This is a genomic window from Leifsonia sp. NCR5 (assembly GCF_002105485.1).
GTDB lineage: Bacteria > Actinomycetota > Actinomycetes > Actinomycetales > Microbacteriaceae > Leifsonia.
This window is the reverse complement of record NZ_NCSR01000008.1, coordinates 74338-86522: the sequence shown is the minus strand read 5'-3', so window position 1 is coordinate 86522 and position 12185 is coordinate 74338. Positions and strand designations below refer to the sequence as shown.

Sequence of the window (12185 nt, the reverse complement as noted above, 5' to 3'; positions counted from 1 at the left end):
CGCCGGGGTCACCCGCCCTGCCTAGCCTGGCGGCATGCGCGTAGCGGTGGTCAGCGAGAGCTTCCTCCCCACAGTGAACGGGGTGACCACGAGCGTCCTCCGGGTGCTCGACCATCTGGCGGCCGCCGGGCACGAGGCGATCGTGGTGTGCCCGGATGCGGGAGCGCCGGCCGAGTACGCCGGGTTCCGCATCCACCAGGTGCCGTCCGTGGCGTACCGCCAGTTCCCCGTCGGGCTGCCGAGCCCGCAGGTGCAACGCATCCTGGCCAGGTTCGAGCCGGATGTGCTGCACGCGGCATCCCCGTTCCTGCTCGGCGCGCAGGCCATCGCGGCGGCGAACAGGCTGGCCGTGCCGTCCGTCGCCGTCTACCAGACCGACGTCGCCGGGTTCGCCCGCCGCAACGGGCTCGGGATGACCTCGGCCATCGCCTGGAAGTACGTGCGCTGGGTGCACGACGGGGCGGACCTCACCCTCGTGCCGTCCGCGGCGTCCGAGTACGACCTGCGCACCGCGGGCGTGCGGACGCTCGCACGCTGGGGGCGCGGCGTCGACCTGGAGCGATACCACCCCAACAACAGGAGGACGCCGGCCGCCATCGCACTGCGCGACCAGCTGTCCCCGGACGGCGAGCTCGTCGTCGGCTACGTCGGCCGCATCGCACCGGAGAAGCAGGTGGAGCGGCTGAGGGCGCTTCGCGGCATCCCGGGCCTGCACCTCGCGATCGTCGGCGACGGCCCCGCCCGAGCGGCGGTGTCCCGCGAACTGCGCGGGATGCCCGTGACCTGGCTGGGCAGGCTCGGCGGCGCCGACCTCTCCGCGGCGTATGCGAGTTTCGACATCTTCGCGCACACCGGGACGGAGGAGACGTTCGGGCAGACGATCCAGGAGGCGCACGCCTCCGGCGTCCCGGTGGTGGCGCCGCGGGCGGGAGGGCCGATCGATCTGGTCGAGCACGGCGTCGACGGCCTGCTCGTGCAGCCATCGGACGACAGGGCGCTGCGCGCGGCGGTCGGCATGCTCGCCGCCGACGCACCGTTGCGGTTCCGGATGGGCGAGGCAGGCAGGCGGGCCGTGCTCGGACGGAGCTGGGACGCCGTCTGCAGCGAGCTCGTCGCGCACTACGGAAGCGTCATCTCAGGGGCGCGCACGCGCGTCCAGCGTGGCGGCAGACAGCGCGCGTACAGTTAGGTGGCCCTGCGAGCAGGACCGGTTCACCCGTACGCTCCACTCCGGAGGTGACTCATGGCCTCGAACACCAATCGACGCGGCATCCCGATGCCCTTCGTCTCTCGCTCCCGCCGGGTCGACCCTCCCTCCGACGAGTCGGTGGAGCAGAATCCGCCCCGGCAGCCGCGCCCGAGCATGGTCGACAGCGCGATCTACTCGAACGGCCACCGGGTGGCCTCTCCGCAGAGCCTGGCCGAGACGTACCGCGCGCTCGACGCGACGGAGGACGGCGTGGCCTGGATCGGTCTCTACCGGCCGACCGCCGAGGAGCTGATGTCGCTCGCCGACGAGTTCGGCCTGCACCAGCTGGCCATCGAGGACGCGATCGTCGCCCACCAGCGTCCCAAGCTGGAGCGCTACGACACCGTGCTGTTCGTCGTGCTCAAGGCGGCCAACTACCTGGACGTGCCGGAGGAGGTCGACTTCGGCGAGCTGCACCTCTTCGTCGGCCCGAACTTCGTCATCACGGTGCGCCACAGCGAGTCGCCCGACCTCTCGCACGTGCGCCAGCGCATGGAGAGGGAGCCGGAACTGCTCGCCCTCGGCACGCAGGCCATCCTCTACGCGATCATCGACGCGGTGGTGGATGCGTACAGCCCGGTCGTCGCCGGCCTCGCCAACGACATCGACGAGATCGAGACGCAGGTGTTCGGGCGGGACGCACTGGTGTCCCGGCGCATCTACGAGCTGTCGCGCGAGGTCATCGACTTCCAGAGGGCCACGCATCCACTGACGGCGGTGATGGATGCGCTGGAGCACGGGTCGTCGAAGTACGGCGTCACCCAGGAGCTGCAGCGCGGGCTGCGCGACGTTGCAGACCACCTCACGGTGGTCAACGAGCGGGTCGACGGCTTCCGGCAACTGCTGCGCGACATCCTCACCGTGAACTCGACCCTCGTCTCCGAACGGCAGAACGAGGAAATGACGAGACTCGCGCACTCCACGCACCGGCAGGGTGAGGAGGTCAAGCGCATCTCGTCCTGGGCGGCGATCCTCTTCGCGCCGTCGCTGGTCGCCGGCGTGTACGGGATGAACTTCACGCATATGCCCGAACTCGACTGGACGTTCGGCTACCCGCTGGCGATCCTGGCCATGCTCGGGCTGAGCGGACTCCTCTACTTCGTGTTCAAGAAGCGCGGGTGGCTGTAAACGGGGGACACGGTGAGCGGAACCTCGAGTGATCGAATTGGAGAGCAATCCAATTACAAACATTGTAAATATCGGTGCTTGTTCCTAAATTGTGTCTAGCGTCCTTGGTCAATGGAGGGCGATCGCGTCAGGTATTTCCTGGCACCTGACATCGTTTGGAGTATTTCCATAATGAAGAGAATCATTTCGCGCACAGTTGGTGTCGTAGCGGCTGCGCTCATGGGCGCGGTCCTCTTTGCCGCGCCCGCGTCCGCCGGCAACTTTCCGTCTTGTACAACCGCGGTATCGGGGCTTACGGGCTCGGCCACCTGCGCGAAGAATGGGTCGTCGTACCTGTTTCAGGTTTCGGTTCAGTGTCGGTGGTCGAGCTTGACGCAGGGCACGAACTACTACATGACATACGGTGCAAATCGGGCTCCAGGAGGCTTGTCGACGGCCTCATGTAAGGCGAACGAAAAAGTCACCTGGACGGGGGTCGTTGTTAGCGGCGGCTAGAGTTCCGCTGCAATCAATCGCTGACGCGAAGGCCGTAACCTGTGAGGGTTGCGGCCTTTCGCGTGGAGGCCTTTACGGATTGGGATGGCGTGGGTCGCCACTGTGCAGCGCTCAAATGAGCAGGTGCCAAACAGGCGTGCGTTTGTAACGCTTGCATGAAGAAGCCGGATATTCGAACGGAGCGGTTCGTCACATTCGGTAACGTGAACAGCAAACGGCCTCCTTTCACCCGCGGAGGCCTGCATCTTGGAGGACACCACCTTGACAATCACAGCCCGTAAGGCCGGAGTGCTCGGCCTGGTAGCGGTCGGCGTCATGTCGATGCTGGCCGCGTGTTCGGCTGCCCCGTCGGACACCTCGACCACCGGAGCAGCGAAGAGCGACTTCCTGCCCTGCATGGTCTCCGACGCCGGCGGTTTCGACGACAAGTCGTTCAACGAGACCAGCTTCAATGGCATGGTCACCGCGACGAAGAGCCTCGACATCAAGTACAAGAAGGCCGAGTCGAAGAACGCGAACGACTACGGCCCCAACATCCAGAACATGGTCGATCAGAACTGCAACCTGATCATCTCGGTCGGGTTCAACCTGAAGGACGCCACGGAGAAGGCCGCGAAGGCCAACCCTGACATCAACTTCGCCACCGTCGACGACAACGAGATTACGGCGAAGAACGTTCGCCCGATCATCTTCGACACTGCTCAGGCAGCCTTCCTGGGGGGCTACGCAGCGGCTAGCTTCTCGAAGTCCGGCATCGTAGGCACCTTCGGCGGCATGCAGTTCCCGACGGTCACGATCTTCATGGACGGCTTCGCGGACGGCGTCGCTTACTACAACGAGCAGAAGGGCAAGGACGTCAAGGTCGTCGGCTGGGATGTCAAGTCACAGAATGGCGCCTTCACGGGCGGGTTCGACGCTAACGATGTTGCCAAGACCACGGCTCAGGGCATCATCGACCAGGGTGCTGACGTGATCATGCCCGTCGGCGGTCCGATCTACCAGTCGGCAGCGCAGGCGATCAAGGACTCCGGCAAGGACATCGCGATGGTCGGCGTCGACACCGACGTCTTCATCTCGGACCCGTCGGTCAAGGACATCCTGCTCACCTCGGTGATGAAGGGCCTCGACACCGCGACCGCGTCTGTCGTCAAGGACGCGGCGAAGGGAAACTTCACCAACACGCCGTACGTCGGAACGCTGAAGAACGACGGCGTCGGCCTGGCCCCCTTCCACAACTTCGAGTCCAAGGTGGACAAGGGCCTGCAGGGCGAGCTGGACAAGATCAAGGCCGGCATCATCGACGGCTCGATCACGGTCGAGTCGCCGTCGTCGCCCAAGGCGTAACAGCGACATCGCACTATCGGGGAGGTCAGCTCGCGCTGGCCTCCCCGTCTTTTGGCCCTTGTCACTGCTGCTCAACTGAGCACACACTGACATATGTGCAAAAGGTAGGGTGAAGACGCGCAACGAGGCCCATCCGCCGTTTCGCGCGTCATCGCTCCACCCGGGCGAGTAGAGAAGGAACCCCACCCGAATGAAGCTCGAACTTCGCGGCATCACCAAACGGTTCGGTGCCCTGGTCGCCAACGACCACATCGACCTCACGGTCGAACCAGGCGAGATCCACTGTCTGCTCGGCGAGAACGGCGCAGGCAAGTCCACCCTGATGAACGTCCTGTACGGCCTCTACCAGGCCGACGAAGGCGAGATCCTGCTGGACGACGTCGTCCAGCACTTCGCCGGACCGGGCGACGCGATGAAGGCCGGCATCGGCATGGTGCACCAGCACTTCATGCTGATCCCCGTGTTCACGGTCGCCGAGAACGTCATGCTCGGCCACGAGGAGACCGGGTTCGCCGGGCGCCTCGACCTCAACGCCGCCCGCAAGCGGGTGCGCGAGATCTCGGACCGCTTCGGCTTCGACGTCGACCCGGATGCACTGATCGAGGACCTGCCCGTCGGCGTCCAGCAGCGCGTCGAGATCATCAAGGCGCTGTCCCAGAACGCGAAGGTGCTCGTGTTCGACGAGCCGACCGCCGTGCTCACCCCGCAGGAGACCGACGAGCTGATGGCGATCATGCGCCAGCTCAAGGAGCAGGGAACGGCCATCGTCTTCATCACCCACAAGCTGCGCGAGGTGCGCGAGGTCGCGGACCGGATCACGGTCATCCGCCTCGGCAAGGTCGTCGGCGAGACCGAGCCGACCGCCACGAACACCGAGATGGCGTCGATGATGGTCGGCCGCGCCGTCGAGCTGACCGTCCACAAGGAGCCGGCGACGCCCGGCGCTCCCGCCCTCATCGTCCGCGACCTGTCGGTGATCGACCCGATCGGGCAGCTCGTCGTGAACAACGTCAGCTTCGACGTCAAGGCGGGCGAGATCCTCGCCATCGCCGGAGTGCAGGGCAACGGCCAGACCGAGCTCACCGAGGCGATCCTCGGCCTGCAGCCGCGCGTCGAGGGCACGATCGAGCTGGACGGCAAGCACATCCAGGGCCACAGCGTCCGCCGGGTGCTCGACGCCGGTGTCGGCTTCGTTCCGGAGGACCGCAACGAGGACGGCCTGGTCGGCGAGTTCACCATCGCGGAGAACCTGATGCTCGACCGCTCGAACGGCGAGCCGTTCGTCAAGGGAGGCAACCTGCAGCTCGGCTACCGCACCGAGTTCGCCGAGGACAAGATCAAGGAGTTCGACGTGCGCGCTCAGGGCGTCGACACCAAGGTTGGCAAGCTCTCCGGCGGCAACGCGCAGAAGGTCGTCCTCGCCCGCGAGCTGAGCCGCGACCTCAGCCTGTTCGTCGCCGCTCAGCCGACGCGCGGCCTGGACGTCGGATCCATCGAGTTCGTGCACAAGCGCATCGTCGCGACACGGGATGCCGGCATCCCCGTCATCGTCGTCTCGACCGAGCTCGACGAGGTCGCGGCCCTCGCCGACCGGATCGCCGTGATGTACCGCGGGGGAATCGTAGGAATCGTGCCGGGCAACACCTCGCGTGCCGTGCTCGGCCTCATGATGGCCGGCGAGCTGCCGGCGGATGTGGAGCTCGCAGCATGAGCCAGACCGCCCAGGCCCCCGAACCCACCAAGGGTCCGGAGCCGACGAAGGCCCCGGCCGTCGAGCCGCCGTCCCGCTGGCAGGTCGCTCTGCGCGACATCGCGGGTGGAAGCGTGGTCATCTCGATCCTCGCCGTCGTCATCGCCCTGGTGATCGGCGCCATCCTGATCGCGGTCACCGACCCGAACGTGCAGAAGGCGTCCGGCTACTTCTTCGCCCGCCCGGGCGACACCTTCGGGGCCATCTGGCACTCGGTGTCGAGCGCCTACGTCTCCCTGTTCCAGGGCTCGATCTACAACTTCCGCCGTCCGTCGTTCGCGGCGGGCATCCGGCCCCTGACCGAGACGCTCACCTTCGCCACGCCGCTGATCGCCGGTGGCCTCGGTGTCGCCCTCGCCTTCCGCGTTGGCATGTTCAACATCGGTGGCCGCGGCCAGATGCTGATCGCCGCGGGCGCAGCAGGCTGGGTCGGCTGGTCGTTCAACCTCCCTCCCGTGCTGCACCTGGTGCTGGCCATCGCAGCCGGTATCGCCGGTGGAGCGATCTGGGGCGGCATCGCCGGTCTGCTCAAGGCGCGGACCGGTGCGCACGAGGTGATCGTCACGATCATGCTCAACTACATCGCCTTCTACCTGCTGGCGTACTTCCTCCGCACACCCGGCCTCTTCCAGATGGCCGGATCGAGCAACCCGAAGTCGCCTCCGGTGAAGCCGAACGCCATCCTGCCCCCGCTGTTCGGCAACCAGTACAACCTCACCTGGGCTTTCGTCATCGTCATCGCGCTGACCGTCTTCGTGTGGTGGCTGCTCAACCGTTCGGCGATGGGCTTCCGGTTCAAGGCGGTCGGTGAGAACCCGAACGCCGCCCGCGTCGCCGGCATCGACGTCAAGAACGTCTACTTCGTCGCCATGCTGATCGCAGGTGGCCTCGTCGGCTTCGCCGGTGTGAACCAGGCGCTCGGCACCTTCCCGCAGGGCATCACCTCCGACCTGGATGCCGGCATCGGCTTCGACGCGATCACCGTCGCGCTGCTCGGCCGCTCCCGGCCGTGGGGCACGTTCATCGCGGGACTGCTGTTCGGCGCTCTGAAGGCGGGAAGCTTCGCGATGCAGGCGGCCAACGACATCCCGATCGACATCGTGCTCGTCGTGCAGTCGCTCATCGTGCTGTTCATCGCGGCCCCGCCGCTCGTGCGGGCGATCTTCCGCCTGCCCACCCCGGGCGTCGCGTCCAAGAAGTCCCCCCTTCCCGTCGTCAGCAAGGAGGTGGCAGCGAAGTGAGCACCGTCACCGAGACCCAGCCAGGCATCCCGTCGAGTGACCAGATCGTCCTCGAGCGCACCCAGATCAAGAGCTGGAAGGCGCCGATCGCGCTGGGCGTCTTCGCCCTGCTCGCCATCGTGCTCTTCGTGTTCCTGCCCAGGCAGGGGGAGAGCAGCTTCCGGTTCGCCGACCCTGGCGACTTCTTCGCCATCCCGCTGCTGACCGTGCCGACGCAGGCGACGAGCATCGTCTGCGCCATCCTGTGCGCGATCCTGGCCGTCGGCGCGTACTTCTACATCGCCTCCGGCCGCAAGGTGCCGATCTGGTACGCCATCGTGTTCGCGCTGGTGTTCATGTTCGGGTTCCTCACCTGGGCCGCCGCCGGCCACACCGTGCCGTTCACCGGCCTGCTGCTCGGCAGCGTGAGCCTCTCCGTCCCTCTGGTGTTCGGCGCCCTGGGCGGCGTCATCTCCGAGCGTGCCGGTGTCGTGAACGTGGCGATCGAGGGCCAGCTGCTCGCCGGGGCGTTCGTCTCCGCGTTCATCGCCTCCGTCGCGCAGCACGTCTGGCACCTGCCGGTTGTCGCAGCCCTCATCATCGGGATGCTGTCGGCGATGCTCGCCGGTGTGCTGGTGTCGTTCGTGCTCGCGGCCTTCGCGATCAAGTACCTGGTGGAGCAGGTGATCGTGGGTGTCGTGCTGAACGTGCTCGTCACCGGACTCACGAGCTTCCTCTTCTCCACCGTGCTGTCCAACGACATCCCCGTGCTGAACAACCCTCCGCGGTTCGAGCGCCTTCCGATCCCGCTGCTCAGCGAGATCCCGGTGATCGGTCCCGTGCTGTTCAAGCAGACGATCATCGTCTACCTGATGTACATCGCGGTGTTCCTGGTCTGGTTCGGGCTGTTCAAGACCCGCTGGGGTCTGCGCGTCCGCGCCGTCGGCGAGCACCCGAAAGCGGCGGACACCGTCGGCATCAACGTCAACGGCACCCGGTTCTGGAACGTGTCGCTCGCCGGAGCCGTGGCCGGCCTCGGCGGGGCGTACTTCACGCTCGCGTCCGTCGGCGCGTTCGGCAAGGAGATGACGAACGGCGCGGGCTTCATCGCCCTGGCGGCCGTCATCTTCGGGCGCTGGGACCCCATCCGGGCCACCCTGGCCGCCCTGCTGTTCGGCTTCGCGTCGTACCTGCAGACCACGCTCGGGATCATCGGAGCGCCGGTGCCCAGCGAGTTCATGCTGATGCTGCCGTACGTGGTGACGATCTTCGCGGTCGCCGGCCTCGTCGGCATCTCCCGCGCCCCAGCGGCCGACGGCAAGCCGTACATCAAATCATGAGTGCGGAAGACGCCGTCGACTGGTATGCGCTCCGTGCCGCGGCCAGAGAGGCGATGACGCACGCGTACATCCCGTACTCGAAGTTCGCGGTCGGCGCCGCTGCACTGGTCGACGACGGCCGGATCGTGTCGGGCTGCAACGTCGAGAACGCCAGCTACGGCGTGACCCTGTGCGCAGAGTGCGGACTCGTCTCCGCGCTGCACATGTCCGGCGGAGGCCACCTGGTGGCGTTCACCTGCGTGGACGGCGACGGGAACGTGCTGATGCCGTGCGGGCGCTGCCGCCAGCTGCTCTACGAGCACTCGGCGGAGGGCATGGTGCTCGAGACCGTCTCCGGTTTCCGCACCATCGACGAGGTGCTGCCGGATGCGTTCGGCCCCCGCCAGCTGACCGAGTACGCCGCAGCGCACAACCACTGAGAGAGCACACATGAGCGAGACCGCAGGCACGGTCGAGGCGTTCGACGCCGTCGACCTCATCCACACCAAGCGCGACAGTGGTGAGCTGTCGACGCCGCAGATCGACTGGCTGATCGACGCGTACACCCGCGGCTACGTCGGCGACGAGCAGATGGCGGCCATGACGATGGCGATCTTCCTGAACGGGATGACCCGCCGCGAGATCAAAGACCTCACCATGGCCATGATCGCCTCCGGCGAGCGGATGAGCTTCGACGGCCTCGGCAAGCCGACCACGGACAAGCACTCCACCGGCGGCGTCGGGGACAAGATCACCCTGCCGCTGATGCCGCTCGTCGCGACGTTCGGCGCAGCGGTGCCGCAGCTGTCCGGGCGCGGGCTCGGGCACACGGGAGGCACGCTCGACAAGCTGGAGAGCATCCCGGGCTGGCGGGCCAACCTGACCAATCAGGAGATGTTCGACCAGCTGCGGGATGTGGGCGGCGTGATCTGCGCAGCAGGCTCCGGCCTGGCGCCCGCTGACGGCAAGCTGTACGCGCTGCGCGACATCACCGGCACGGTCGAGGCCATCCCGCTGATCGCGTCGTCGATCATGAGCAAGAAGATCGCAGAGGGCACCGGCGCGCTCGTGCTGGACGTGAAGTTCGGCTCCGGTGCGTTCCTCAAGGACATCGAGAAGTCGCGCGAGCTGGCGCGCACGATGGTCGACCTCGGGCGGGACGCCGGCGTCGCGACCTCTGCGCTGCTCACCAACATGAACGTGCCCCTCGGCTTCGCCATCGGCAACGCCAACGAGGTGCGCGAATCCGTCGAGGTCCTGGCGGGCGGAGGACCGGCGGACGTCGTCGAGCTGACCATCGAGCTGGCGCGCGAGATGCTCGCTCTCGCAGGCAAGACCGACGTGGATGTCGAGGCGGCCCTGAAGGACGGCCGCGCGATGGACAAGTGGCGCGAGACCATCCGTGCGCAGGGTGGAGACCCGGACGCTCCTCTTCCGGTCGCCAAGGAGACGCACACGGTCGTCGCCGACCGCGACGGTGTGCTGGTCGAACAGCAGGCGCTGCCGTTCGGCATCGCGGCCTGGCGCCTCGGCGCAGGACGCGCCCGCAAGCAGGACCCCGTGCAGCACGCTGCGGGCGTCGACCTGCACGCGAAGCCGGGGGACACCGTCCGCGCCGGCGACCCGCTGTTCACGCTCTCCGCCGACGAGCCGGCCCGCTTCGAGCGCGCGCTCGAAGCCCTCGACGGTGCGTACCGCATCGGCGACGCGGGCGAGCCCGTGCTCACCGGCGGCCCGCTCATCGCGGACCGCATCTCCTGAACCGGCCACCATCGCTGAGATAGATTGAAGGACATGAGTAAAGAAGCAGACGGCGGGTACAGGCTCAGCGACGGCACGAGCATCCGGGAGTTGCCGAAGGTGTCGTTGCACGACCACCTCGACGGCGGGCTGCGCCCGTCGACCGTGATCGAGCTGGGCGCCGAGATCGGCCTCGAGCTGCCGACCTCCGACGCGAGCGACCTGGCCAGCTGGTTCGGCGAGAAGTCGAACTCCGGTTCCCTCGTCGAGTACCTCAAGACCTTCGACCTCACCACCGCCGTCATGCAGACGAAGGAGGGGCTCAGCCGCGTCGCGCGCGAGTTCGTCCAGGACCTCGGAGAGGACGGCGTCGTCTACGGGGAGGTCCGCTGGGCGCCCGAGCAGCACCTCGGCCGCGGCCTCAGCCTCGACGAGACCGTCGAGGCCGTGCAGGACGGCATCGAGCAGGGCATCGACGACGTCCGCTCGACCGGCAAGCGCATCCGGGTCGGCCAGCTGGTCACCGCGATGCGTCACGCCGACCGCGGGCTGGAGATCGCCGAGCTGGCCGTCCGCCACCGCGACAACGGCGTCGTCGGCTTCGACATCGCCGGTGCGGAGGCCGGGTTCCTTCCCGCGCGTCACCGCGACGCGTTCGACTACCTCGCCGCCCAGTTCTTCCCGACCACCGTGCACGCCGGAGAGGCGGACGGGTTGGAGAGCATCAAGAGCGCCCTGATCGACGGCCGCGCTCTGCGCCTCGGACACGGCGTGCGCATCGCGGAGGACATCACCATCGAGCGCCAGGACGACGAGAACACCTACGTCACCCTCGGATCGCTCGCCCAGTGGGTGAAGGACCGCGAGATCGCGCTGGAGACCAGCCCGACCTCCAACCTGCAGACCGGCGCCATCGCCGCGTGGGGCGACGACATCCTCGACCACCCGTTCGACCTGCTCTACCAGCTCGGCTTCCGGGTGACGGTGAACACCGACAACCGCCTGATGAGCGGCACGTCGCTGACCCGCGAGCTGAGCATCCTGGCCGACGCGTTCGCCTACGACCGCACCGACCTCGAAGTGTTCCAGCTGAACGCCGCAGGCTCCGCCTTCCTGCCCCTGGAGGAACGCGAAGAGCTCGCCGACATCATCACAGCGGGTTTCGAGGGTTCGTAACCCGCGGGAAGCTACGCTTGAGCCATGCCACTGCCACCGTTGCCCGATTCCGCCATCACCATCGGAGCTCACGCCTCCGACTGGCGTGAGGCGGTCGAGCTGGCAGGGGCGGCTCTCGCCGCTTCCGGTGCGACGCAGGAGAGCTACGCGGAGCGGATGATCCAGGTCATCGACGAGTTCGGCGCATACATCGTGATCGCGCCGGGGCTCGCTCTCGCGCACGCCCGTCCTGGGCCGGATGTGCTGGCGGACGGCCTCTCGGTCGTCACCCTGGCCGACCCCGTCGTCTTCGGGCACCCGCACAACGACCCGGTGTCCGTGGTGATCGGCCTCGCCGTCTCGTCGCCGGAGGCGCACGTGACGAGTGTGGCCCAGCTGGCCAACGTGTTCAACGATCCGGAGTCGATCCCCGCCCTCGCGGCGGCTCAGGATGCCGCGGACGTGCAGCGCATCATGGCCGCGAGCGAGCAGGGCGCCGCCTGATGAAGATCGTCGCCATCTGCGGGGCGGGCATCGGCACGTCCGGCATCCTCAAGGTCAACGCGGAGCGCGTGCTCAAGCGGCTCGACATCGACGCGGACGTGACCGCGTCCGACATCGCCGGGCTCGCGAGCGCCGCGTCGAATGCACAGGTCATCCTGACCTCGCCGGAGCTGGTCGACAAGATCGGCCAGACCAACGCGGACATCGTGGTGGTCGACAACTACTTCGACCTGGACGAGCTCGAACAGAAGCTCGACGAAGCGCTCGGCTGAGCTGCGTCT

11 protein-coding genes are annotated in these 12185 nt (G+C 67.3%); all 11 read left to right on the top strand.

Annotated elements, in window-relative coordinates; genetic code table 11:
* Window positions 1-34 precede the first annotated feature (34 nt).
* Window positions 35-1189, top strand: coding sequence for a glycosyltransferase family 1 protein (locus B7438_RS08805; protein WP_085369177.1), 1155 nt, complete (start codon window positions 35-37; stop codon window positions 1187-1189).
* A gap of 54 nt (window positions 1190-1243) precedes the next feature.
* Entirely contained in the window at window positions 1244-2377 is a 1134-nt protein-coding gene (locus tag B7438_RS08800; RefSeq protein ID WP_085369176.1) for a magnesium and cobalt transport protein CorA, read from the top strand.
* A 756-nt stretch (window positions 2378-3133) separates the two neighbouring features.
* Window positions 3134-4216 (top strand): BMP family protein, encoded by a 1083-nt coding sequence (locus B7438_RS08795; protein WP_085369252.1) that lies wholly within the window; start codon window positions 3134-3136, stop codon window positions 4214-4216.
* A 190-nt stretch (window positions 4217-4406) separates the two neighbouring features.
* A complete protein-coding gene (locus B7438_RS08790) occupies window positions 4407-5927 on the top strand; it encodes an ABC transporter ATP-binding protein (RefSeq protein ID WP_085369175.1) in 1521 nt (506 codons plus the stop codon).
* Entirely contained in the window at window positions 5924-7207 is a 1284-nt protein-coding gene (locus B7438_RS08785; protein WP_085369174.1) for an ABC transporter permease, read from the top strand. Before B7438_RS08790 ends, B7438_RS08785 begins: the two co-directional genes overlap by 4 nt.
* Window positions 7204-8526 carry an ABC transporter permease gene (locus B7438_RS08780; protein WP_085369173.1) on the top strand — a complete coding sequence of 441 codons (1323 nt, stop codon included), beginning with the start codon at window positions 7204-7206 and terminating at the stop codon, window positions 8524-8526. Before B7438_RS08785 ends, B7438_RS08780 begins: the two co-directional genes overlap by 4 nt.
* Window positions 8523-8945 carry a cytidine deaminase gene (locus tag B7438_RS08775; protein WP_085369172.1) on the top strand — a complete coding sequence of 141 codons (423 nt, stop codon included), beginning with the start codon at window positions 8523-8525 and terminating at the stop codon, window positions 8943-8945. The genes B7438_RS08780 and B7438_RS08775 overlap by 4 nt, the downstream gene beginning before the upstream one ends.
* 10 nt (window positions 8946-8955) lie before the next feature.
* Window positions 8956-10266 (top strand): thymidine phosphorylase, encoded by a 1311-nt coding sequence (locus B7438_RS08770; RefSeq protein WP_085369171.1) that lies wholly within the window; start codon window positions 8956-8958, stop codon window positions 10264-10266.
* A 33-nt stretch (window positions 10267-10299) separates the two neighbouring features.
* A complete protein-coding gene (locus B7438_RS08765) occupies window positions 10300-11421 on the top strand; it encodes an adenosine deaminase (protein WP_085369170.1) in 1122 nt (373 codons plus the stop codon).
* A gap of 24 nt (window positions 11422-11445) precedes the next feature.
* On the top strand, window positions 11446-11904 hold the full coding sequence (locus B7438_RS08760; RefSeq protein WP_085369169.1) for a PTS sugar transporter subunit IIA: 459 nt from the start codon (window positions 11446-11448) through the stop codon (window positions 11902-11904).
* Window positions 11904-12176 carry a PTS sugar transporter subunit IIB gene (locus tag B7438_RS08755; RefSeq protein WP_085369168.1) on the top strand — a complete coding sequence of 91 codons (273 nt, stop codon included), beginning with the start codon at window positions 11904-11906 and terminating at the stop codon, window positions 12174-12176. Before B7438_RS08760 ends, B7438_RS08755 begins: the two co-directional genes overlap by 1 nt.
* The last annotated feature ends 9 nt before the right edge of the window (window positions 12177-12185 follow it).

Bases quoted from the DNA above. Each gene is read 5' to 3' on its own strand.
- B7438_RS08775 (WP_085369172.1), top strand. From the start codon at position 8,523: ATGAGTGCGGAAGACGCCGTCGACTGGTATGCGCTCCGTGCCGCGGCC.
- B7438_RS08760 (WP_085369169.1), top strand. From the start codon at position 11,446: ATGCCACTGCCACCGTTGCCCGATTCCGCCATCACCATCGGAGCTCAC.
- B7438_RS08785 (WP_085369174.1), top strand. From the start codon at position 5,924: ATGAGCCAGACCGCCCAGGCCCCCGAACCCACCAAGGGTCCGGAGCCG.
- B7438_RS08770 (WP_085369171.1), top strand. From the start codon at position 8,956: ATGAGCGAGACCGCAGGCACGGTCGAGGCGTTCGACGCCGTCGACCTC.
- B7438_RS08805 (WP_085369177.1), top strand. From the start codon at position 35: ATGCGCGTAGCGGTGGTCAGCGAGAGCTTCCTCCCCACAGTGAACGGG.
- B7438_RS08800 (WP_085369176.1), top strand. From the start codon at position 1,244: ATGGCCTCGAACACCAATCGACGCGGCATCCCGATGCCCTTCGTCTCT.
- B7438_RS08790 (WP_085369175.1), top strand. From the start codon at position 4,407: ATGAAGCTCGAACTTCGCGGCATCACCAAACGGTTCGGTGCCCTGGTC.
- B7438_RS08755 (WP_085369168.1), top strand. From the start codon at position 11,904: ATGAAGATCGTCGCCATCTGCGGGGCGGGCATCGGCACGTCCGGCATC.
- B7438_RS08765 (WP_085369170.1), top strand. From the start codon at position 10,300: ATGAGTAAAGAAGCAGACGGCGGGTACAGGCTCAGCGACGGCACGAGC.